The sequence below is a fragment of the Paenibacillus sp. sgz302115 genome, from assembly GCF_056120445.1.
Map to the genome: position 1 here is coordinate 199,319 of NZ_JBVYOK010000009.1, position 22,806 is coordinate 222,124.

Annotated in this window: 19 protein-coding genes; 11 read left to right on the forward strand and 8 right to left on the reverse strand. The window is 49.4% G+C overall.

The genetic code is table 11. The features are described from left to right. Nucleotides 1-403: 403 nt before the first annotated feature. The 6 genes from AC0LWN_RS18415 (at nucleotide 404) to AC0LWN_RS18440 (ending at nucleotide 8,988) form a co-directional block, all read left to right on the forward strand. Nucleotides 404-1,441 carry a LacI family DNA-binding transcriptional regulator gene (locus tag AC0LWN_RS18415; RefSeq protein ID WP_474667805.1) on the forward strand — a complete coding sequence of 346 codons (1,038 nt, stop codon included), beginning with the start codon at nucleotides 404-406 and terminating at the stop codon, nucleotides 1,439-1,441. A gap of 200 nt (nucleotides 1,442-1,641) precedes the next feature. Next, nucleotides 1,642-2,304: a beta-phosphoglucomutase gene (gene pgmB / locus AC0LWN_RS18420; protein ID WP_474667807.1), complete on the forward strand. Its 663-nt coding sequence runs from the start codon at nucleotides 1,642-1,644 to the stop codon at nucleotides 2,302-2,304. 309 nt (nucleotides 2,305-2,613) lie between these two features. Further along, nucleotides 2,614-4,932 (forward strand): glycoside hydrolase family 65 protein, encoded by a 2,319-nt coding sequence (locus tag AC0LWN_RS18425; RefSeq protein WP_474667809.1) that lies wholly within the window; start codon nucleotides 2,614-2,616, stop codon nucleotides 4,930-4,932. Nucleotides 4,933-5,209: 277 nt separating this feature from the next. Further along, the gene (locus tag AC0LWN_RS18430; protein WP_474667811.1) at nucleotides 5,210-6,898 is read left to right on the forward strand and encodes a glycoside hydrolase family 13 protein; all 1,689 of its coding nucleotides are present in this window, start codon (nucleotides 5,210-5,212) and stop codon (nucleotides 6,896-6,898) included. 120 nt (nucleotides 6,899-7,018) lie between these two features. Continuing rightward, nucleotides 7,019-7,879, forward strand: a complete 861-nt coding sequence (locus AC0LWN_RS18435; RefSeq protein WP_474667813.1) for an AraC family transcriptional regulator — start codon at nucleotides 7,019-7,021, stop codon at nucleotides 7,877-7,879. 263 nt (nucleotides 7,880-8,142) lie between these two features. After that, nucleotides 8,143-8,988: a DegV family protein gene (locus tag AC0LWN_RS18440; RefSeq protein ID WP_474667815.1), complete on the forward strand. Its 846-nt coding sequence runs from the start codon at nucleotides 8,143-8,145 to the stop codon at nucleotides 8,986-8,988. Nucleotides 8,989-9,397: 409 nt separating this feature from the next. Here AC0LWN_RS18440 and AC0LWN_RS18445 read toward each other — a convergent pair whose 3' ends face one another. The 7 genes from AC0LWN_RS18445 to AC0LWN_RS18475 all read right to left on the reverse strand — a co-directional run bounded on the left by AC0LWN_RS18445 (nucleotide 9,398) and on the right by AC0LWN_RS18475 (nucleotide 16,150). Then, the gene (locus tag AC0LWN_RS18445) at nucleotides 9,398-11,092 is read right to left on the reverse strand and encodes an ATP-binding protein (RefSeq protein ID WP_474667817.1); all 1,695 of its coding nucleotides are present in this window, start codon (nucleotides 11,090-11,092) and stop codon (nucleotides 9,398-9,400) included. A gap of 264 nt (nucleotides 11,093-11,356) precedes the next feature. After that, nucleotides 11,357-12,058, reverse strand: a complete 702-nt coding sequence (locus AC0LWN_RS18450) for an ABC transporter permease (protein ID WP_474667819.1) — start codon at nucleotides 12,056-12,058, stop codon at nucleotides 11,357-11,359. 6 nt (nucleotides 12,059-12,064) lie between these two features. After that, nucleotides 12,065-12,757, reverse strand: coding sequence for an ABC transporter permease (locus AC0LWN_RS18455; protein WP_474667821.1), 693 nt, complete (start codon nucleotides 12,755-12,757; stop codon nucleotides 12,065-12,067). A gap of 15 nt (nucleotides 12,758-12,772) precedes the next feature. Next, a complete protein-coding gene (locus tag AC0LWN_RS18460; protein ID WP_474667823.1) occupies nucleotides 12,773-13,471 on the reverse strand; it encodes an ABC transporter permease in 699 nt (232 codons plus the stop codon). Then, nucleotides 13,464-14,381 carry an ABC transporter ATP-binding protein gene (locus AC0LWN_RS18465; protein WP_474667825.1) on the reverse strand — a complete coding sequence of 306 codons (918 nt, stop codon included), beginning with the start codon at nucleotides 14,379-14,381 and terminating at the stop codon, nucleotides 13,464-13,466. The genes AC0LWN_RS18460 and AC0LWN_RS18465 overlap by 8 nt, the downstream gene beginning before the upstream one ends. A 108-nt stretch (nucleotides 14,382-14,489) precedes the next feature. After that, entirely contained in the window at nucleotides 14,490-15,425 is a 936-nt protein-coding gene (locus AC0LWN_RS18470; RefSeq protein WP_474667827.1) for a sensor histidine kinase, read from the reverse strand. Further along, nucleotides 15,422-16,150 (reverse strand): response regulator transcription factor, encoded by a 729-nt coding sequence (locus AC0LWN_RS18475; protein WP_474667829.1) that lies wholly within the window; start codon nucleotides 16,148-16,150, stop codon nucleotides 15,422-15,424. Before AC0LWN_RS18475 ends, AC0LWN_RS18470 begins: the two co-directional genes overlap by 4 nt. Before the next feature lie 167 nt (nucleotides 16,151-16,317). On the opposite strand from AC0LWN_RS18475, the gene AC0LWN_RS18480 reads away from it, so the two are divergent. From AC0LWN_RS18480 to AC0LWN_RS18495, 4 genes are all read left to right on the forward strand, one after another. After that, a complete protein-coding gene (locus AC0LWN_RS18480) occupies nucleotides 16,318-17,277 on the forward strand; it encodes a phosphodiester glycosidase family protein (RefSeq protein ID WP_474667831.1) in 960 nt (319 codons plus the stop codon). Nucleotides 17,278-17,285: 8 nt separating this feature from the next. Beyond that, the gene (locus AC0LWN_RS18485) at nucleotides 17,286-18,299 is read left to right on the forward strand and encodes a GtrA family protein (protein WP_474667833.1); all 1,014 of its coding nucleotides are present in this window, start codon (nucleotides 17,286-17,288) and stop codon (nucleotides 18,297-18,299) included. 191 nt (nucleotides 18,300-18,490) lie between these two features. Beyond that, complete coding sequence (locus AC0LWN_RS18490; protein ID WP_474667835.1) at nucleotides 18,491-19,102, forward strand: CPBP family intramembrane glutamic endopeptidase; 612 nt, start codon at nucleotides 18,491-18,493, stop codon at nucleotides 19,100-19,102. A 26-nt stretch (nucleotides 19,103-19,128) separates the two neighbouring features. After that, a complete protein-coding gene (locus tag AC0LWN_RS18495; RefSeq protein ID WP_474667837.1) occupies nucleotides 19,129-19,872 on the forward strand; it encodes a MerR family transcriptional regulator in 744 nt (247 codons plus the stop codon). A 49-nt stretch (nucleotides 19,873-19,921) separates the two neighbouring features. On the opposite strand, the gene AC0LWN_RS18500 is transcribed toward AC0LWN_RS18495, so the two are convergent. Continuing rightward, the gene (locus tag AC0LWN_RS18500; RefSeq protein WP_474667839.1) at nucleotides 19,922-20,221 is read right to left on the reverse strand and encodes a VWA domain-containing protein; all 300 of its coding nucleotides are present in this window, start codon (nucleotides 20,219-20,221) and stop codon (nucleotides 19,922-19,924) included. Between the two features lie 321 nt (nucleotides 20,222-20,542). Between AC0LWN_RS18500 and AC0LWN_RS18505 the strand changes: the two genes are divergently transcribed. Continuing rightward, nucleotides 20,543-22,687, forward strand: coding sequence for an alpha-amylase family glycosyl hydrolase (locus tag AC0LWN_RS18505; RefSeq protein ID WP_474667841.1), 2,145 nt, complete (start codon nucleotides 20,543-20,545; stop codon nucleotides 22,685-22,687). Nucleotides 22,688-22,806: the final 119 nt, after the last annotated feature.

The following is a 22,806-nucleotide window of genomic DNA, read 5'->3' on the forward strand; positions in this document are numbered from 1 at the left end:
TCAACAATCCATCTATTTGGAGTGAAAAAGATACCTGCCCAAAACCATATACTGTAAGCGCTTTATATTATGTTCACCATACTAATGCTGGACTTCCGTTGTTGTCAACTAGCAATTTACGATCCATATCCTGTTCAATAACAAAACATATGAAGCAAGATTTCATGTAGTGTTGCACAAATGAGGCGCAGATAATTGCACACTTTTGCACATTTTCAATATTTTTTGCATTGATTTTGAAATTAAGTTTATTGGGGTTAGTGTGATGAATAGCTGCTCCGAATCCCCCGCCTCCGCTCCATCTTGCCGCAAGCGGCCTTCCGAAAGACTTTCACTATTTACAATTATGAGCACTTCGATTAATATTACTGTGTAAAGCAAACGGTTCCATGAGGAGGTTTCTATGACAGTTACCATCAAGGACGTGGCTAAGAAAGCGGGAGTTTCTCCCTCCACAGTATCCCGGGTGTTGTCAGGCCATCCAAGAATTAGCCTAGAAACTTCCCGTAAGGTCAAAGTGATTATGGAAGAAATGGGCTACACTCCGAATATGATGGCCAAGAGTCTGGTTTCGAAGACTACGAACAGCATTTGCATCATTCTTCCGAAACCGGCTGAAGAGCTGTTCTCCAATTTGTTTTTTATGGAATTGATCCGTGGGATTGTCACACAATCCAGCCGTTCCGGCTATGATGTGCTGCTCAGCTCCGGAGCAAACGAAAAGGAAGAGCTTGAAGCCGTGTCCCGCCTGCTCAAGGGCCGCCGTGTTGACGGCGTTATTCTGCTGTATTCACGCAAAGACGATGCGGTAATTGATTTTCTGGAATCAGGTGGCTACCCTTTTGTTCTGATAGGGCGAAGCGACCGCTATGAGAATATTTTATCGGTGGATAATGATAATATCATGGCTGCATTCGATGCTACGAACCACTTGATTTCTATGGGTCATGAACGTATTGGCTTTGTCAGCGGGCCGCCGAACCTCATCGTTTCGCGCGACCGGCTTGAAGGCTACCGCAGGGCGATGCATGACAGCGGACTCGAGATGCGGGAAGAATGGATCGTCGAAGGCGAATTTTTGCAGGACAGCGGATACCGGGCGATGTCATTTTTCATGAATCTCCCGAACCGCCCTACAGCACTGGTCGCAGTAGATGATATGGTCTCTTTCGGCGTACTGCGTGGACTGAATGAACTGAAATACAAGGTTCCTGATGATCTGGCGATTGTCAGCTTTAACAACATTCCGCTCTCGGAATTGTCCAGTCCGCCGATCAGCAGTATCGACATCGGAATTTATCATCTTGGCTACACGGCCTCCCAGGTGCTGATCCAGAGCATTCAGAAGCCGGATAACCATGACGGATATACGAACCGGTTCGTGATTCCCCACCGCTTAATCGTAAGAGAGTCTTCCATGCATTCTCCAGCGAAGAAATGATCACACAAGTAGAAACGGCTTCGCCGTCCTTAGAAGGACGGTATCCGTTTCAGCGAGAAATATAAGGATAAAGTATAGGGTGAAACTTATACTTTCTTATATTTGAACAAGATAAATGAAGCTGCTCAACGCTTCATTTATTTTTTCGAACTTTGTACAAACGTTTGCGCTACATATAAAACTTTTTAGGAGGTTTCAACATGCCAGAAATTAAAGCCTGCCTGTTCGACTTGGACGGCGTGCTCGTCGACACCGCCAAATATCATTTTATCGCCTGGAGAGAGCTGGCCGAGCAGCTCGGCTTTGTCTTCACCGAGCAGGACAATGAACGCCTCAAGGGTGTTAGCCGTGCCGCTTCGCTGAATATTCTGCTGGAAATCGGCGGACTTGTACTGGATGAAGAGAAAAAAGCGCAGCTCGCCGAGCAGAAGAACAACCGCTACGTCGAATACATCTCCAAGATGGACAGCTCGGAGATTCTGCCGGGTGCGCTGGCATTCCTTAAGGAATGCCGCGACCAGGGCATTAAGGTCGCTCTCGGCTCCGCCAGCAAAAACGCAATGACCATCCTGAACAACACCGGCCTGACTCCCTATTTCGATGCCATCATTGACGGTACACATACCAGCGCCGCGAAGCCCGAGCCTGAGGTCTTCCTCCTTGGAGCCAAGGCCCTCTCAGTTGCTCCCGCGCATTGCGTCGTCTTCGAAGATGCCGAAGCGGGCATCACCGCCGCTATCCGCGCCGGCATGAGCAGCGTCGGCATCGGTTCGCCAGCGACGCTGGCTCAGGCGAATCTCGTCGTCCCTTCCCTTGAGCAGATCAGCGTTGCAGCCCTGCGGGAATCATTTGCAGCAGTTTGACGAACATTAACAGTTATAGGTAATGTGAGTCCCTTCTGCCCTACTCTTTATAGAATGAATTAAAAATACGTTATTAGGGTTTCGGTGACGAAGCCGCGGAGCAGAAGTTTGGAACTGGAGGAGCGTTAGCGTCCGCCTTTATAATCAGATTTCTTCCGCTGCAATCGGCCTCAAATAGAGAAATCTGATTATAACAGCGGCCGGAAGTCCAAACATTCTGCGCAGTGGCGCCGCTGTCACCGGAATTCTAATTCAACTGTTTTGATTCATTATATATCCTCATCCCCCATTTAAAAGGAGCCGGTAACCATGAAACAATATTTAAAAATCGACGAATGGTCCATCATTGAAGAATCCTTTGATCCTCAGACTCAGGAAATTTCCGAAAGCGTCTTTAGCATCGGAAACGGGTATATGGGCGGCCGCGCCAACTTTGAAGAAAAGTACAGCGGCCCAAGCCTGCAAGGCAGCTACATGGCCGGTGTCTACTACCCGGACAAAACACGGGTCGGCTGGTGGAAAAACGGTTATCCTGAGTATTTTGCCAAAGTGCTGAACAGCACCAACTGGATCGGCATCAACATTGACATCGACGGCGTTCCGCTCGACTTGGCGGCTTGCACCGTTAGCGAATTCCGCCGGGTGCTCAACATGAAGGGCGGCACGCTCTTCCGCAGCTTCACAGCCACAACCGCAGAAGGCAAAGAGGTCAAGGTTGAGAGCATCCGTATGGTCAGCATGGCCCGCCGCGAGATCGGTGCGATCCGCTATTCGATCATCCCGGTTAATTTTGCCGGAGAAATAACCGTTACCCCATACCTCGACGGCGACATCAAGAACAAAGACTCCAACTATGACGAGAAATTCTGGAACGAAGTTGAGAAACAAGCGAATCCGGACGGCGGACATCTTACACTGAAGACGAAAAAGCTGGATTTTCACGTAACCTCAGCCTACCTCTTCGACATTCTGGTTAACGGTGAAAAATTCGCAGGCGAAGCCGAAGCCATCCAGCAGGAGAAATATGTAGGCAGCAAGGCTAAGCTCACGGTACAGGCCGGTGATCAGGTTGTTATTTATAAATACGCCGCGAATGTCACCTCCCGCAATTATGGTCTGGGACAATTGGTCGATGCCGCACATACCCTGCTGCACAGCGCACGCGAAGCCGGATTTGTGGAGCTTTTGACTGAACAGGCCGAGGTCTGGAAGGATAAGTGGAAGGAAAGCGACATTATCATTGAAGGTGATGTGTCCGCACAGCAGGCGATCCGTTTTAACATTTTCCAGTTGAATCAGACCTATACGGGTGAAGACGACCGGCTTAACATTGGACCGAAGGGCTTTACCGGGGAAAAATACGGCGGCAGCACCTACTGGGATACGGAAGCGTATTGCGTGCCGTTCTACTTGAGCACCGCCGACTCCACGATTGCCCGCAATCTGCTGATCTACCGCTACAAGCATCTGGAAAAAGCCAAGGAAAACGCCCGTAAGCTCGGCTTCAAAAAAGGCGCGCTCTACCCAATGGTCACGATGAACGGCGAGGAATGCCACAATGAGTGGGAGATTACTTTTGAAGAGATCCACCGTAACGGCGCAATCGCTTATGCGATCTATAACTATGTGAACTACACCGGAGACAAAGCTTATCTCGGCCAATACGGCCTTGAGGTGCTGGTGGAAATCTCCCGCTTCTGGGAGGAGCGCGTCCACTATGTGCCCCACAAGGACAAATATGTCATGCTGGGCGTAACGGGTCCGAACGAATACGAGAACAACGTCAACAATAACTGGTATACGAACCGGATTGCCGCCTGGACGATGGAATATACGCTGGAAGCTTTGGCATATCTGCAGGAGAATGAGTCCGCCCGTTATGCGGAGCTTGTCGACAAGCTTGGACTGCTGAAGAACGAAACGGCGCAGTGGAATGAGATTATCGCCAAAATGTACTATCCGGCCGATGAAGAACGCGGCATCTTCCTGCAGCAGGACGGCTTCCTCGACAAAGAACTCATTCAGGTCAAGGATCTGCAGCCGGAGAACCTGCCGCTTAACCAAAAATGGTCCTGGGACCGCATCCTGCGTTCCTGCTTCATCAAACAGGCCGATGTGCTGCAGGGATTATATTTCCTCGGCGACCGCTATGATCTGGATACCAAAAAACGCAACTTCGACTTCTATGAGCCGATTACCGTACATGAGTCCTCGCTCTCCCCTTGTATTCATGCGATTCTCGCCTGTGAGCTGGGCTACAAGGACAAGGCTTATGAAATGTACCTGCGTACTTCAAGACTCGATCTCGACAACTACAACAACGATACGGAAGACGGCTGCCATACCACAAGCATGGCGGGAACCTGGATGTCGATTGTGCACGGCTTCGGCGGGCTCCGCGTACAGGAAGACCGGCTGATCCTGAAGCCTTCCAACCCGGGACACTGGACCTCTTATTCGTTCAAGATCATGTTCCGCGGCTCCCGGCTCCAGGTCAACGTTACCGATGCACAGGTTACCGTTGTCAACGAAACCGATATCCCGGCGTCCATCACGATTCATGGCAAGGAGTATACTGTGAACGGGCTGAGCAGCATCACTGCTGCAGGCTCCTCCGTTGCGGTGTAAATCTTGCCTACAGCCCCAGAGCCTGCTTTGGGGCTTTTAATATCAGTTCCACTGGAAAATTGAATCAGCAAGAAAGGCGGAGGGGAAATTTGGAAGTGTAGGAGCGTTAGCGTCCGCCTTTGTTCTCGGATTTCATCCATAATATTGAACATTAAATATAGAAATCCGAGAACAACAGCGGCCGAAACTCCAAACTTTCCCCGGAGCCGACCTAGTTGCTGATTCCATTTTACAATCTATCTTATATTAAAATCCCATTCAAAGGAGCTAGTTTCATATGAACAGAACCTTTTGGAAAGAAGCCGTAGTCTATCAAATCTATCCGCGCAGCTTTCAGGACAGCAACGGAGACGGAATCGGGGACCTGCAGGGGATCATCTCGCGCCTCGACTATTTGCAGAAGCTGGGGGTCGATGTGGTCTGGCTGTCACCGGTCTACAAATCGCCGAACGACGATAACGGGTATGATATCAGCGATTATGAGAATATTATGGATGAATTCGGCACACTGAAAGACTGGGAGGAGCTGCTGGAAGGACTGCATGCACGCGGGATCAAGCTGATGATGGACCTTGTTATCAACCATTCCTCGGATGAGCATGCCTGGTTCGCAGAGTCCCGTTCCTCCAAGGATAATCCGTACCGCGATTACTATATCTGGCGTCCTGGCGATCCAAACGGCGAAGCCCCCAACAACTGGAGCTCGATCTTCAGCGGACCGGCCTGGGAGCTGGATGAGAGCACCGGGGAATACTACCTGCATCTGTTCTCCCGCAAGCAGCCGGATCTCAATTGGGAGAACCCGAAGCTCCGCGAGGCGCTCTACAAGATGATTGCCTTTTGGCTGGATAAAGGGGTGGACGGACTGCGGATGGACGTAATCAATATGATCTCCAAGGTCGAAGGGTTGCCTTCCGCACACAGAGAGGGGCTTGCTCCCGGGGAACTGGCCAGCGGCGGTGAGTATTTTATGAACGGCCCGCGCGTCCATGAATACCTGCAGGAGATGAACCGTAAGGTGCTCTCCAAATATGATATTATGACAGTCGGCGAAACTCCGGGGGCCTCAGTAGAGGATGCTATTCTATACACGGATGAGGATCGGCATGAGCTGCAGATGGTTTTCCAATTCGAGCATATGGATATCGACGCAGGTCCCGGCGGCAAATGGGATGTCGCCCCTTGGAATCTGACCAAGCTGCGCGATATTTTGCATAAATGGCAGGTTGGCCTGGCAGACCGCGGCTGGAACAGCCTGTACCTGAACAACCATGATCAGCCCCGTATGGTCTCACGGTTCGGCAATGACCAGGAATACCGCGTGATTTCCGCCAAAATGCTAGCCACCATGCTGCATACACTCAAAGGCACGCCGTATATTTACCAAGGCGAAGAAATCGGCATGATCAACGTGCAGTTTTCGGCGCTGGAAGACTATCAGGATATCGAAATACACAATATGTACCGGGAAAAGGTAACCGAAGGCGGCGCGGATCATCAGTCCGTTCTGCAGGCCATCCATACCAAAGGCCGCGACAATGCCCGCACGCCGATGCAGTGGGATGCCTCTCCAAATGCCGGCTTCACGGGCGGAACCCCGTGGCTGAAGCTCAATCCGAGCTATGAGACTATCAATGTGGAACAGGCGCTGGCCGACCCGGATTCAGTCTTTTATTACTATCAGAAGCTGATCCGCCTGCGCAAAGAGCATCTCATTATGGTGTACGGAGAATACAAGCTGCTCCTGCCGGAGCATGAGAACATTTACGCTTATACCCGGACTCTGGAGAATGAGCAGTGGCTGGTGCTGCTTAATTTCAGCGAAATGCCGCAAACGGTGGAGCTGCTGGAAGAACTGAACGCCGTCACCGAAACCATCATCAGCAATTATCCTGAACAGCCGGCGGCAATGGACCGGGGAACGCTGCGCCCTTATGAAGCCAGAGTCTGCCGTCTCGAGGGCTGACTCGTTTTTCCTCTTGAGCTATACTATAGGCATGCACCGAAACCTGTCTTCAATGAGCACAGAATAACAGGACTGCTCCTCACTGGCATGATAGTATGGATTCAAAGGGAGATGGCAAATTTGGAATGGCTGATCCGCATGAAAAATGCGCTGGATTATATGGAAAGCAAGATGACGGAGCCAATGCGCATCGAAGACGTTGCCAAGGTGGCTCATGTCTCTCCTTATCATTTCCAGCGTATGTTCGGCATGCTGACCGGAGTTACGGTAGCTGACTATATCCGTAAGCGCAGATTAACCTTGGCGGCTCAAGAGCTGGCTATTTCGAAAATCAGGGTGCTGGATGTGGCGCTGAAATACGGATATGACTCCCCCGAGGCATTCACCAAAGCATTCCGTAAGGCGCATGGGCTTACCCCCTCTGCCGCGCGTGAGCCCGGGGTGCAGCTAAAAGCGTTCCCCCGCCTTTCCTTCCATCTATCATTGAAGGGAGATCAGGAAATGGAATACAAGATCGTGGAGAAAGAAGCTTTTACCGTAATCGGCAAATCAATGGAGGTTACGACCCGGGACGGAGAAAATTTACGCAGAATTCCTGAGTTCTGGAACGAAACCAATGCCGATGGAACTTCGGATAAGCTGGTGGAGATTGGCGGCGATAAGGATCTGTTCGGCATTTGTATGAGCATGGACATGGAAAAGGAGCTTCTGTCCTACTGGATCGGTGTGGAAGGAACGCCTGAGACCGACCCGCAGGGCTATGAGACCGCAGTCGTTCCGGCAGCAAGCTGGGCTGTGTTTACTTCAGTTGGCCCTATGCCGCATGCGATCCAAAACGTTTGGCAGCGGATTTTCCAGGAATGGTTCCCGTCAACAGGCTATGAGCATGCCGGCGGCCCCGAGTTCGAGCTGTATCCGATGGGCGACACCGGTGCGGAGGATTATGTCTGCGAAGTGTGGATTCCGGTAGTGAAGAAGTAAGCTTAACAGAATAATAGATTTGTCCTTAAGATCAACTGCCAGTGCAGTTGGTCTTGTTTTAAAATATAAGATTTTATATGTTTCACGCTATAAATTATCCTTCTATTTCTCGCTGAAACGGATACCGTCCTTTTTAGGAAAGCGTAGCCGTTTCTACTTGTATTATTTTTGTTTTGAGAATCCGGACAGGCTTGGTATAATTACAGATTATAGGACTTACATTACGGAATAATGTCATCCGAGAATCGGTGAAGGAGAAACCCATGTCTATCGTAAAAATCTTTTCAGACAGCACTTCCGATTTGCCGCAAGGCTGGAAGGAAACATATGATATCGGCATCGTACCGCTTTATGTCGTGTTCGAAGACGCTACTTACAAGGACGGTGTGGACATTACGCCAGAGGAAGTGTACCGCAAGGTAGCCGCGAAGGGTGCTCTGCCGAAGACGGCAGCACCATCGCCAGCGGATTTCATCGCTGCTTTTGAGCCGGTGATCAGCAGCGGAGGAGATATCGTCTACATCAGCCTCTCCTCTGGCCTTTCCTCTACATATCAGAATGCCCTGCTGGCTGCGGGTGAGTTCCCTGAAGGACGCGTGCAGGTCGTTGACTCCAAAACGCTGTGCTGCGGAATTGCCCTGCTGGTGATGAAGGCTGTCCGTGCGGCAGCGAAAGGCCAGAGTGCCAAGGAAATTGCCGCCATGCTTGAGCAGTGCCGTGACCGGGTGGAGACGGAATTTGTTGTGGACACGCTCGACTACCTGTACATGGGCGGACGCTGCTCCGGTATGACGAACTTCATCGGCAGTCTGCTCAAGATCCGGCCTGTACTGCGGCTGGTGGACGGTGCCATTGTGCCGGTCAGCAAAGTTCGCGGCAAGAAGGAGAAGGCTGTCGAGCAAATGCTGCAGCATGCCCTGGCCAATGCCGACCATATGGACAAGGAGCTGCTCATTGTCGTCCACACCCTTGCGGAAGAGGATGCCAAGTTTCTGGAGAAGGCTCTGCGTGAGCAAACCGCTGTCGAGGAGATTGCCATCGCTCATGCCGGCTGCGTCATCGGAAGCCACTGCGGTCCCGCTACAGTAGGCCTCATGTATATTCACTAGGAGATTTCGAATCCGTACTCCCAGCTATTTCGGGGTGACGGGTTCTTTTTTATGCATACTTTGACTGCTTATAAGAGCTCACGGAGCTGGGTGCTACATGGATTTTCTCCAGTTAATTTTCTGCATTATGCCCTTTTTCGGGATTATAGTGGAATGTATCCACTTACATTTAGGAGAAAACCTAAAATAAGCCAAAGTACGGATCATTCGATTTTTTTAGTTTTACTTTTTCCACTTCGGTCTGGAGAGTACCCATAATAGAGCTAAATTAGTGGTACAAATTCCACTCCACACTATTGCATCTGCCATAACCTGCTGCTGAATTTTCACCGGAATAGCGCAGCAAAGGGACCCTCAGCACAAAAAAACAGCAAGTCTCCGGCATAGGAGTCTTGCTGCTGTCTACAGTTCAATTCGAAGTAATCTCCGCCCCGGTCTCTTCCGCTTGCTCCTCCTCTTCCTTGAGAAAAGGCAGCATGAAGCGGAAGGTGGAGCCCCGGCCCTCTTCGCTTTCCACAAAAATCGTTCCGCCCATCAGCTCAACAAGCTGCTTGCAGATCGCAAGGCCCAGCCCCGTGCCGCCGTATTTGCGGTTAATGAGCGGATGGAGCTGGGAGAAGGATTGGAACAGCAGATTCAGCTTGCTGTCAGCGATCCCCACACCCGTATCACGAACCGAAAATTCCAGCAAATATTCCGGGGAAGCCGGAAGCAGAATGTTCTTCACCGACAGAGTGACACTGCCCCGCTCTGTGAACTTCAGCGCATTGCCGACAAGATTGACAATGATCTGCCGCAAGCGGCTGGGATCGGTGGTTACAATTGCCGGAACGCTGGTATCTGCCCACCACCGCAAGGCCAGCTTCTTCTCTTCCGCCTTGGGGGTGAATAAATCAATGATGTTCTCCAGCATCTCCCGAAGATCAAACTTCTCCGATTCCAGTTGCATTTTGCCGGCTTCCATTTTGCTGAAATCCAGAATGTCATTCAGAATCTTGAGCAGATTGTAGCTGCTGCTGCGCAGAATTTCGGCATAGGTCCGCTGCTCCTCCTCAAGCTCGGTCTCCAGCAGCAGATCGGCCATTCCGATCATTCCGTTCATAGGTGTGCGGATCTCATGGCTCATCATTGCCAGGAAGTCTGCCTTGGCCTGGGCCGCCTGCTCGGCTGTTTCCTTGGCCTGAAGAATCTCCCTTTCATTCGTAACGTCACTGAAGGAGACCACTACGCCGCAGATGATTCCTTTATCCAGAAGAGGGGCAATCCGGTAGCTGACAAAAAAGCTGGTGCCGTCCTTCCGCCAGAAAATCTCCTCTCTCTTAATGCGGGTAACGCCGTCTTGCAGGGTCAGCCAGATCGGGCATTCAAACTTCATATACCTTGATCCGTCTGCGCGGACATAATGAATCTGATCAATGAGATTTATGCCCGCCAGCTCAGAAGGCGTGTAGCCGAGCATGTCCGCTCCCTCGCGGTTGATAAAGATCGTCCGGCCCTCCGTATCCAGTCCGAAAATCCCGGTGGAGACAGAATTCAGAATCAGGCTGAGATGTCTGTCTTCCGCCATTTCCAGCACAAGCTCCGCTTTCTGCAGCTCCTGCGCTTCAGCTTTGTCCCGTACCCGTTCCCGCTCCCATCCTTCTGCACCGGCATCCATACATTCCATAATTGTCTCTTCGCATGTGAGCAGTCTGCGGAACCAAATCTGAAGCGGAACAGGCAGTAAGCGGCCCGCATCATACCGGATGATAGCATATACACCGGCAATTCCTTCTGCAGCTTTTACCGGAACATACGTAATAGCAGCAGGGCTGCTGTCTTCGCCCACTTCCGGCTCCAGTTCAAATCCGGAGGTTATGCCCCCGAGTGCAGCAGCAAAATGCTCCTCTCCAGGCATATGCAGCCGGATTCCAGCCGAGGGGTCCTTCGAAAGCTTATTCGTGATGCCAGTATCAGGCGCAGACCCAAAAGCACGGTTGCTGTCCACGTAGCGCCCCTGCCGATCCAGAACTATAATTAGGTCGGGATGATGATCAAATAACACTTTGTAAGCACTTTCCTCAGAAAGCACCCGGCCCAGAATGGAAGCCCATTCTTTTTGCATAGCCCACCTCCTGTACTGCATCAGCCCTGCACTCTATCCAAAGCCTCAAGCATAATCTATATCATATGTATCTTAAGTCTGTGAATCTCATGAACTATTAATTATTATAGCAAAAAAAATGCGGCTGGTCGCCAAAAAACATTGGTATAATGCGGTTTTGAACGAAAAAAAACTCCTGCGAAATAAGGCAAGCATGCTGTCTGCATTCTTGCCTAATCCTCACAGAAGGCTCGGGTTAGCTGAAGCGGAGATTTACATTACTGCTTATGCGATATCTTCAGTCTCAATATTGCGAATCGCCAGGTAGACAATGCCTGCACCAAGCAGACTGAGAGCGATGGAAACCCCAAGCAGGTTGCCTATCTGGAACTCATCAGAGCCGGAAGAGACAAAACTTGCAACCAGCACTGAGGCTACAATTGTAGCGGACACGGATTTTTTGCGCATCCCGAAATACAAAGGGATTAAGGCGATTAAGGCCGCACACACCGCATCCGTACCTATCCGGATCAACTGGGACGGAAGCATTGACATCTGCAGTGGTTCCGGGACGAAATGGATGAAGGAATTCATACTTGCCAGAACAGCGATAATTACGACATCCGACAGGATAATACTGATCAATGTGAACAGGAACACGATGAGAATTTTGGCAATCATCAGCTTCTTGCGCGGGATGGGATACATGAAGAGTACTGTGATCGTATTGTTCTTGTACTCGTTAATAACCAACTTGCCTAGCAGTACAGAGGCGAAAATAATAAATGCAGCTTTGACAAGAGCATACAACATTTCGAATATCTTTGGAAAAGTGTTGAATTCTCCCCCGTTTGCGTACCGGTCATCGAAAATAACCAGAATCATTATGCCGAGAATGCAAAGGATAACAATAGCAAAGGCTTTGAGTATGCCTGTCAGCTTGTTTTTATGGATTTCCAGTTGCATCAGCTTGAGCAATGTCTTCATCCCCCATTATGCAATATCCTTATGCTCAATGTTGTGAATCGCCAGATAGGCCATGCCTATGCCAAGCAGACTGAGGAAGATGGAGACCCCAAACTGGTTGCCCATCCGGAAATCGCCGAAGCCGGCAGAGATCAGACTTGTGACCAGCACTGCGGAAACAATTGTAGCGGGCACGGATTTTTTGCGCATCCCGAAGTACAAAGGAATTAAGGCGATTCCAGCCGCATATATCGCATCCGTGCCTATCCGAATTAACTGAGACGGAAGAAGCGACATCTGCAGTTGTCCCGGAACCACATGGACGAAAGAATTAATACTTACCAGAAGAGCGTTAAGTACGATATCCGACAGGAGAATACTAATCAATGTGAACACGAACACGATGAGAATTTTGGCGATCATCAGCTTCTTGCGCGGGATGGGATACATAAAGAGAACGGTGATCGTGTTGTTCTTGTACTCGTCAATAACCAGCTTGCCTAACAGAACAGAGGCGAAGATAATAAATGCAGCTTTGGTAAAAACATATACCCCTTCGAACATTTCAGGATAGGTGTCAAATTCTCCCCCGCTATCACTACGGTCAATGAAAATAACCAGGATCATAAAGACAAGAATGGCAAGGTTAACAATGGTCCAGCTTTTGAGCATGCCTGCCAGCTTGTTTTTACGGATTTCCAGTTGAATCAGCTTAAGCAATGCCTTCACCCCCCATTATGCAATATCTTTATGCTCTATGTTACGGATCGACAGGTAGGCAATGCCTGCGCCAAGCAGCCCCAGAGAGATCGAAACTCCTACCAGATCGCCCAGCCTGAAATTGTCATTGCCGAAGCTGGAGGCAATCAGGCTGACAAGCAGCACTGCAGTGACGATGGTCGCCGGTACGGATTTTTTGCGCATCCCGATGTATAAAGGAATCAATCCCACCCCTGCCGCATATACCGCTTCAGCGCCTATCCGGACCATCTCTGAAAGAATCGCAGTCAAGTCCAGCTGTCCCGGGATCGCATGGGTGAACGAATTAATACCGATCAGGACAGCGTTAAGCACAATATCCGAGACCAAAATACTGATAAAAGTGAACACGTACACGATAATGATTTTGGCAGCCATGAGCTTTTTGCGGGCGATAGGATACATGAAGAGTAAGGTAATGGTATTGTTCTTATACTCTTCAATCACCAGCTTGCCCAGCATTACCGAAGCAAACACCAGAAAGGTCGCTTTGACAAAAACATAGACGGCTTCGAACATCTCTGCATAAGACTTGAATTCACCACCGCCTTCACCCGTGTCAACGTAAGTCATCAGCAGCAGAAAGGCAAGAATCACTACATTGGCAATCACCACGCCTTTGAGCATGCCTGTCAGCTTGTTCTTGCGGATTTCCAGTTGAATCAGCTTAAGCAATGCCTTCACCCCCCATCAGTTCCATAAAATGATCTTCCAGCGAGTGATACTTCTTGCTCAGGCTTTCCAGCTCCACATTCGCTTCGGCCAGTGCCTTGTTCAGCTCAAGCTGTTGCACACCATCGTAAATCCGTATTGTGCGGGGGTCCAGCACTTTGAAGTTGGATAACCCCAGCTTATGCTCCAGGATATATACAACCTTATTGCATTCACTGCTAATCAGCTCGATATATTGCGTGTTTTGGCTTCGGATCGTCTCCATTGTCACTTCCTCAACAAGAATCCCTTCGCGGATGACGCCAATCGTGTCAGCGATCTGCTCGACCTCGCCCAGAATGTGACTGGAGATTAGCAGCGTCATTCCGTATTCCCGGCTCAGCATGCGGAACACCTCGCGCAGCTCCTTAATTCCAAGCGGGTCCAGCCCGTTGATCGGCTCATCCAGAATGAGCAGCTCCGGCTTCGTCATCACCGCCCGGGCAATGCCCAGCCGCTGCTTCATCCCCAGGGAGAACTGCTTGACTGCTTTTTTGTCTACGCCTGTAAGCTTCACCAGCTCCAGCGCTTCTTCCATCGCCTTGGCATCGTAATAGCCCATATACTCACCGTGCAGCTTCAGATTCTCTCTGGCCGTCAGCTTGTCATAGAACACCGGATATTCAATAATGCAGCCCATGCGTTTCAGCATTTCGTAGGACTGATCCGTCATTTTCTCGCCGAAAAATTCAATCTCGCCCGCTGTCGGCTTCACCAGATTGGTGATCATTTTCATTACCGTGGTTTTGCCCGCGCCGTTCGGTCCCAGGAACCCGTAAATTTCACCCTGCTTAATATTCATATTCACGTTCTTCACAGCTTCTTTGCCCTGATATACTTTCGTTAAATCGCGCGTCCGCAGTATAGTGGTCATTTCCGTTATCTCCTTTGGCTTCTTCGTTTGTCTTCTTGGTTCTTATTGTACACAGCGGAATTTTCTTTTTTATTACCTGAATCTTACGAAAATCTTAAGCTGTGAAGTTTAGAAGGTCAGCCTGCGAAAAGACAGCGTAAATGCCGTTTTGACATACGGTTTGCTGGTCAGGGTAATAGTACCGTTCATCTGCTCAGTCAGTCTTTTGGTGATGGTCAGACCCAGGCCGCTGCCCTGATAGTCCCGGTTGCGCGAATCCTCCAGAGTATAGAGCCGCTCGAAAACCTTGTCCTGATGGCCTTCAGTAATCCCCTTACCCCGGTCCCACACCTCTATGCACACTTGTCCCCCTGTGCTATACAGCTTAAGTCCAAGCACCTTGCCGGCATCCCCGTACTTGATCGCGTTGGACAGCAGATTGGACAGCACCCGGTCCAGCGCCTCCTCATTGCCCATGATGTACATCGCCTCATCCGGGATCTCAATCTCCACCTCGCTGCCCTTGGCGCTTAGAATATCGTAAAAGGACAAAATATTCCTCCGGCAGACCTCGCCCAGCTCCACCCGTGAGAGCGCGATTTCCTTATCCCCCGACTCCAGCTTGGCCAGATCAAAAAAGCGGTTCATCAGCCCGATCACTTCTCCCGCCTTCCCGTGAATCGTCCACAGAATGCGTTCCCGCTCCTCCTCCGTTATTGACTCATCATGGAGAATCGTTTCAATATAGCCGAGCACCACCGTCAGGGGGGTCTTGAGATCATGGGAGATATTCGCCAGCATGCTCCGCATCGACTTTTCCAGCCGGGCCAGCTCTACCGCTCCCTTGTGGTTAAAATCCAGCAGCCGGTTCAGATCGGTAAGCAGTTGTTGCAGATGGGGATCGCTATTGAATAGTAGCAGCCTTTCATGCGAGCCCCGGTCCATAATGCTCTCCAGCTTGGTATGAACATATTCGAGCCGGCGCGAATGCTCCCGCAAACGCAGGTATTGCCACAGGATCACTAGCAGGAGCAGAGCAACCACCGCAATGAAAATAGCAGTCATTCCAGCACATCCCCCAGCTTGTAGCCGATGCCCCATAATGTTTTGATGTACTCAGGCTTCGAGGGGTCATCCTCAATTTTTTCGCGCAATCTGCGCATATGTACATTAATGACATTCTCGTCTCCGTAATAATCGTCTTCCCAGACGATGCTGTAAATCTGCGCTTTAGTATACACACGGCCGGGGCTGCCTGCGAACAGCCGCAGGATATGGAATTCCTTCGCGGTCAGCTTGACCTCCTCCCCGTTCTTGAGCACCGAGAAATTATCGAGGTCCACTGTAAGGCCGCGCAGCGAAATAACGTTGGCTGTCTCCCGGGCGGAAGCCGCCTCCTGGTCTTTGCTGCCCGCTGCGGCATATCCGGCCCGGCGGATCGCCGCCTTCACCCGTGCCGCCAGCTCGATCATCGAGAACGGCTTCGTTATATAATCATCCGCGCCAAAGCCGAGGCCCAGCGCCTTGTCCACATCACTGTCCTTGGCCGACATGATCAGCACAGGCACCAGGCTCCCGCTCCGTATTGTCTGCAGCACATCCGTCCCGCTCCGTTTCGGGAGCATCAGGTCCAGCAGAACTAGATCGTAGGCGCCGCCGCGGCGAAACAGCTTTTCCGCAGCCTCTCCGTCAAACGCCGTCTCAACCTCATACCCCTCTTTTACCAAATAGGAACGCACCATCTCGCTTATCGCTTCATCATCTTCTATCAGCAGCACACGCTGTGGCATGAAATAACCTCCCTGGACTCTAAAATACACTTTTTAAAGTATACCAAGCTTTATCTTGACTGTGCAGCATTAAAAGCTTGTTCAATGATTCGTTCCCATTTCAGTTTCACTAAAGGTATCCCGCGTATCATGCTCCTTAAGAACTTATGTGATGAGGTGATGCTTCAATGATGAAGAAAGACAAGAAAAAAAGACTGAGCTTTAGACAAAAGCTGTGGACTGTGGTTATCGTGGTCCTCCTCGGTATCGGCGCAGTGATATATAGTCTGGCGGACCGCTACCTGATTGAGCATGTCGAAGTCGTCGTAGCGGATGATACAGCCGCAGCCGGCAGCTCAAGCGATTCAGCCGCAACAGCCGCCAAGGTTAATGCGACTTCGGATGACTGGAACTACAGCAGCGACGATATTCAGATCGGGATTGACAAGGTGCAGACCGGGATCGGTTCAGACCAGATCACTTATTTTGTCGCGGATGTGGTCCTGAAGAACGCCAGCAGCCTGCGCTCCGCATTTGCCGACAACAGCTTCGGCACGAATATTGTGGAGGATACGTCGGTGATTGCTTCCGGGAACAATGCGATTTTTGCCATCAATGGCGATTACTACGGCTTCCGTGACGATGGAGTCATAATCCGAAACGGTACCGTGTACCGGGATGATCCCGTGCGGGATGCGATGGCACTGTTCAATGACGGAACGATGCAGACCTATAACGAAGATGAAGGTTCTTCCTCCGAGCTGCTGGCACAAGGGGTCACCAATACCCTCTCCTTCGGACCGATTCTGATTCAGGACGGCAAGATCACCAGTGATTTCAGCAATGTGCAGATTGACACCAATTTCGGCAACCGCTCCATTCAAAATGCAAATCCCCGCACCGCGATTGGCATGATTGCACCGAACCATTATGTATTCGTCGTAGTTGACGGACGCAAGGAAGGGTACAGCCGCGGAATGACTCTTGCCGAGCTGGCAGATCTCATGAAAGACCTCGGAGCCACGGAAGCCTACAATCTGGACGGCGGCGGTTCCTCCACCATGTACTTCATGGGACGGGTCGTGAATAACCCGCAGGGCAAGAACCAGGAGCGGGGCGTCAGCGACATACTTTATATCAAGGAGTGACCACACACATGACTATACTTATTCCTGCCTATGAACCGGATGAGCGGCTGCTGGATTTGATTGTAGAGCTGCAAAAGTACAAGCTTGAACCTATCGTACTCGTAGATGATGGAAGCGGACCGGCTTACCGCAGAATTTTCGAGATGGCTGAGGCGTTCGGCTGTACGGTCCTGACACATTCCGTCAACCTCGGAAAAGGGCACGCCTTGAAAACAGGGTTCCGGTACATCCAGAAGGCCGGATTGTCTGGCCCTGTGGTCTGCGCGGATAGTGACGGGCAGCATCTTCCCCATGATATCAAACGAATTGTCGGGGTGCTCCAGAACCAGACTTCCCCCGGGATTGTGCTCGGCAGCCGCCGTTTCAGCGGGACTATCCCCCTGCGCAGCCGTTTCGGGAACTCCGTCACCCGGGCGGTCTTCGCCCTCACTACAGGCACCAAAATCTATGATACGCAGACCGGGCTGCGCGGCTTCCCCCTCTCCATGCTCGATTGGCTGTGCCAGATTCCCGGCAATCGTTTCGAATATGAGATGAACATGCTGCTGACCGCCCATAGAGAGGGCTATACCATAACAGAGGAATACATTGATACGGTGTATCTGGACCATAACAAATCATCTCATTTCCGGCCGCTGGCCGATTCTTTCCGGATTTATCTGCCGATTCTCATGTTCAGCACATCTTCTCTGGTGTCAGCCCTGCTCGACTTCGCGCTGCTGTTCCTGTTCCAGAGCCTCACCGGCAACCTGTTCCTGTCCGTAGCAGCCGCAAGATTGTGCAGCTCCATCTTCAACTATTCGATGAACCGGAGATATGTATTCACGGGCGGAAAAACCTCCAAGATCCAGCAGTCGCTGCCCAAATACTTTGCGCTGGTGATCCTGGTACTACTGTTCAACTACGGGCTGCTCTATTTCTACAATGAAAAGCTCATTATCCCGCTCGCCGCCGCCAAGCTGCTGACTGAGGTCTCGATCTTTCTGTTCAGCTACTGGGCGCAGCGGAGGTTTGTGTATTGATGTGCAGAGGTTAGAATTTTTTCATAGAGTCGTCAACTTCCGGTTGGTTTGTAGGGTACAAACATTTTACCGGGTTGACGGCTCTTTTTTTACCATTTTGTGTGTACCAGTACATTTGAAAAAGCTGTTGCGGGGGACGCTACGTCACAATCTACAATGAATAAAAAGTTAGTTAAAAGGAGTTTATAATTATGACTGAAATCCATGCAAAGGAACAGTATAAAATGCTGTTGAAAGCGTCGTTGCCACTCTCATCATTTCTTTTTATCGGATTAGTTATTATTGGAATATTTAAGCGGGGAGAAATGCTGCCATTTATAGCTTCCTTATTTATACCAAACGAAATTAGTATTTTATCCGCAATCATAATTGGTCTTGTTTCTAGTTTTTTTATAACTACTATTGTTCTGGTGATATTCACCAAAACAAGAACGGAACTCCCTAAAACCGAGGGATCAGATATTATTAAAAAAGTAATGATCAGACCAAGTGGAATAGCTGTAGCTGCAATAGGTGGCGGTGTCTTTGAAGAATTCTTTTTTAGAGGTGTCCTAATAGGATTATTTACTGGATACTCTTTGATAGTAGATTGGCTCGTCATTCTAATAAGCACTTTTCTATTTTGGATAATACATGTTCCCCAATATAAAAGTGCCACGGGTATCCTTATAGGTGTGTTTGTAAATGGTTTAATTTTTGCATTACTCTTTTATTATACCGGGTCGTTAATTCCACCAATACTTGCCCATACGATTTATAATACTGCTATCGGAATTATTCTGGCTAGAAAATACAAGAAGTGATTTTTTTGAAGAGAGAGGGAAATTAGATGAAATTGACGGTGAGCAAATTTGCAAAGCTGGCGGACACAACGGTTCGTACATTACGACATTATCGGCAGCTTGGAATATTAGTGCCCTCACAAAAAAATGAAAATGATCATTATATATATGTAAATGAGGATTTTAAAAGGCTGCATGAAATCCAATTGTTGCAAAGTCTGGGTCTTTCATTAAATGAAATTAAAGTCTGTCTGGAAAATCCGCAATATTCTTTTGACGAAATAATTAGAGTTCAAGAACAATCACTAAAACAGAGGAGAGAAGCCATTGATTGTTCTTTAGCATTAATTGAACGAATAAAATTGTTAACTGAACAAGATCAAATAAATGAATTAAACACAGAAATACTTATGCTGCTTATGAATTCCATGCGTGTTGAGGAGGCTCAGAAAAAGCTGCTCCAAAAGTATGTCTCTACAGATATTATTGAGAAGGTATTCCCGGAGGATATCTCTAAGCAAAAATACTTGGATGGACAAGTATACAATTTGTTATTGCTTGTCCATCGAGCCATCGTAAACGATCTTAAGCCAGATCATCCTATCGTACAGCAACAGTTGCAAGAATTAGCTTTAGATGCTCCATTAAATCATCTGTTTTTCAATGACGGGGTAAAGAACGAAGAACTGTATAAAAACGTAAAACCTTATGAGTCGCTGCTGCCTAAGCATACCATGGATTTTTTAACAGAAGCATTTGAGGTAATGCATAAGGAGTTGAACCTGCCCTAAAAAAGAAGTGCGATTCAAGAGTCTCCCCTCAAATTGCACTTCACCAGTACTAGACGATGAATCCCTTTGCCCGGGCTTGCGGAATCCATGCAGCAAATTCTTTAATCATTTTACGGTACATTACGGTATCATCTTGTCCTTCAACATCGTATGCCGCAAAGAATCCAGCATTGTCCAGAACGCGATTTTGCAAATCATCCAGCTTTTTCAGGTAATCAAATCCTTGATACCCTATACCAATGAATTGGAAGATTCCATCCTCAAAATAATCCCGCATAGAACCGGAAATGTCCAGAACTACGTATACTTCAGCCTGCTGACCATCAAGACTGAGTTCTTGTTTTACCAAATTAACTTTAGATATTTCCTTCTGGAATAGATTGTACTCACGGTTCTCCAATATATAAAAATGTATTTTTTATAAATAATCCCATTTTAGTCATTGACTTGATCCTGATAGAGTGGTATTTTGGTGAGGAAACCGGTTTCCTGTCATTATTTGCATACAGTTCACCGTGAAACAGGCAGATGCTGAAGAAGAAGAAAGTAAGTGGTAAGTGGTTATTGGCTATACCTGCCGGCTCCAAGCGGTTGCGCACCCGCTTTTCTAGAGGCAGAGCAGGACCGATCCGATGATTAAAGGCGGAACATTTGAAAGGAGAGTTGAATTATGAAATCGTATTCAAAGCTTTTGACGACCCTATCGCTTTCAATGAGCATGGTACTGGGTGCCGCATTGCCCGCATGGGCTTCCCCGGATACAAGCGTTGATAACAAACTTGATTACAGTACGGACGTTGTTTATCAAATTGTAACCGACCGGTTCTCAGACGGCAATTCGTCTAACAATCCGACAGGTTCTGCATTTAGCAGCGATCGTTCCAATTTAAAGCTGTATTTTGGGGGAGACTGGCAGGGAATCATCAACAAAATCAATGACGGCTACCTGACTGGTATGGGAGTTACGGCAATTTGGATTTCTCAGCCTGTGGAGAACATCACCTCTGTCATTAACTATTCCGGTGTTAACAACACAGCTTATCATGGTTATTGGCCCCGGGATTTCAAAAAAACCAATGCCGCCTTCGGGAGCTTCACCGATTTTCAAAACCTGATCTCCACGGCGCATGCGAATAACATCAAGGTCATTATCGACTTTGCTCCAAACCATACCAGCCCGGCTTCGTCCACGAACGCAAGCTTTGCCGAGAATGGCAAGCTGTATAATAACGGCACGTTGCTCGGAGCTTATGGAAGCGACTCCAGCGGTTTGTTCCATCACAACGGCGGCACGGATTTTTCCACCATTGAAGACGGCATTTACAGAAACCTCTATGATCTGGCGGACATCAATCAAAATAACAGCACGATTGACAACTATTTCAAGGAAGCCATAGACCTCTGGCTTGGCCTCGGTGTAGACGGCATCAGATTTGATGCGGTGAAGCATATGCCATTCGGCTGGCAAAAAAGCTATGTCTCCTCCATCTATAGCGGCAGTCATCCGGTGTTCACCTTCGGCGAATGGTTCCTTGGCACTGACGAAACCAGTACGGACAATGTCAATTTTGCCAACAACAGTGGTATGAACCTGCTTGACTTCGCATACGCTCAGGAGGTTCGGGAAGTATTCAAGGACAAATCGGAAACTATGAACGATCTCAACTCCGTGTTAGCCTCTACCGCATCCAGCTATAATTATATTAATAATATGGTAACCTTTATCGACAATCATGATATGGACCGCTTCCAGGTGGCAGGTTCCAGCACGCGGCCAACCGAACAAGCACTGGCGCTCACACTGACATCCCGCGGAGTACCGGCCATCTACTATGGTACCGAACAATACATGACCGGCGTTGGTGATCCGAATAACCGGGCCATGATGACAGGGTTTAACACCAACACAACAGCTTACAAGCTGATTAAAGCCTTGGCCCCGCTGCGCAAGTCCAATCCCGCTATCGCTTACGGAACGACCACACAGCGCTGGGTCAATGACGACGTCTACATTTATGAACGGAAATTCGGCAAAAGCGTGGCCCTCGTTGCCATCAACCGCAACACGTCCACCCCTTATCCGATTTCGAACCTGTTATCGTCGCTGCCTGCGGGCACCTATTCGGATGTGCTGGGCGGCCTGTTAAACGGCAATTCAATTACCGTTGGCAGCAGCGGCTCCGTCACCAATTTCACGCTTGCGGCCGGAGGAACAGCTGTTTGGCAATATGGGGCGGCAGAGACATCGCCGACCATTGCCAATGTCGGACCGACAATGGGCAAACCGGGCAACACCGTAACGATTGACGGCCGCGGCTTCGGCAGCACAGCGGGCACGGTTTATTTCGGCACTACGGCTGTCACCGGTTCAAACATTGTGAGCTGGGAAGACTCCCAGATTAAAGTGAAAATCCCAAGTGTCGCTGCCGGCAAGACGAATGTATCGGTAGCCACATCTTCCAGTACGAAGAGCAATGCCTTCAGCAATTTCAACGTACTGACGGCCGATCAGGTCACCGTGCGCTTTAAAGTCAACAACGCCACCACAGCCCTTGGAACAAGTGTATACCTGGTCGGCAATGTAGCCGAGCTTGGTGCCTGGAACACCTCTGGTGCGATTGGCCCAATGTACAACGTAGTTGAAGCATCCTATCCAACATGGTATTTCGACGTCAGCGTACCGGCAGGGACGGCACTGCAGTTCAAGTTCATCAAGTCGAACGGCACCACCGTCAACTGGGAGGGCGGTAGCAACCATACGTATACGTCACCAACCAGCGGCGTAGGAACAGTGACTGTCGACTGGCAAAATTAAACGGGTGCCATCAGCACGGAAATAAGGGATTGGCAGAGTTTGTTATCGCCAAGGCGCTTACGAAAAAAGGCTCTCTACAAACGATAAGGTATCGTTTGTGGAGAGCTTATTAATTAGCC

Coding starts and splice junctions, on each gene's coding strand:
- AC0LWN_RS18415 (WP_474667805.1), top strand. CDS start 404: ATGACAGTTACCATCAAGGACGTGGCTAAGAAAGCGGGAGTTTCTCCC.
- pgmB (WP_474667807.1), top strand. CDS start 1,642: ATGCCAGAAATTAAAGCCTGCCTGTTCGACTTGGACGGCGTGCTCGTC.
- AC0LWN_RS18425 (WP_474667809.1), top strand. CDS start 2,614: ATGAAACAATATTTAAAAATCGACGAATGGTCCATCATTGAAGAATCC.
- AC0LWN_RS18430 (WP_474667811.1), top strand. CDS start 5,210: ATGAACAGAACCTTTTGGAAAGAAGCCGTAGTCTATCAAATCTATCCG.
- AC0LWN_RS18440 (WP_474667815.1), top strand. CDS start 8,143: ATGTCTATCGTAAAAATCTTTTCAGACAGCACTTCCGATTTGCCGCAA.
- AC0LWN_RS18445 (WP_474667817.1), bottom strand. CDS start 11,092: ATGCAAAAAGAATGGGCTTCCATTCTGGGCCGGGTGCTTTCTGAGGAA.
- AC0LWN_RS18450 (WP_474667819.1), bottom strand. CDS start 12,058: ATGAAGACATTGCTCAAGCTGATGCAACTGGAAATCCATAAAAACAAG.
- AC0LWN_RS18465 (WP_474667825.1), bottom strand. CDS start 14,381: ATGACCACTATACTGCGGACGCGCGATTTAACGAAAGTATATCAGGGC.
- AC0LWN_RS18470 (WP_474667827.1), bottom strand. CDS start 15,425: ATGACTGCTATTTTCATTGCGGTGGTTGCTCTGCTCCTGCTAGTGATC.
- AC0LWN_RS18475 (WP_474667829.1), bottom strand. CDS start 16,150: ATGCCACAGCGTGTGCTGCTGATAGAAGATGATGAAGCGATAAGCGAG.
- AC0LWN_RS18480 (WP_474667831.1), top strand. CDS start 16,318: ATGATGAAGAAAGACAAGAAAAAAAGACTGAGCTTTAGACAAAAGCTG.
- AC0LWN_RS18485 (WP_474667833.1), top strand. CDS start 17,286: ATGACTATACTTATTCCTGCCTATGAACCGGATGAGCGGCTGCTGGAT.
- AC0LWN_RS18490 (WP_474667835.1), top strand. CDS start 18,491: ATGACTGAAATCCATGCAAAGGAACAGTATAAAATGCTGTTGAAAGCG.
- AC0LWN_RS18495 (WP_474667837.1), top strand. CDS start 19,129: ATGAAATTGACGGTGAGCAAATTTGCAAAGCTGGCGGACACAACGGTT.
- AC0LWN_RS18505 (WP_474667841.1), top strand. CDS start 20,543: ATGAAATCGTATTCAAAGCTTTTGACGACCCTATCGCTTTCAATGAGC.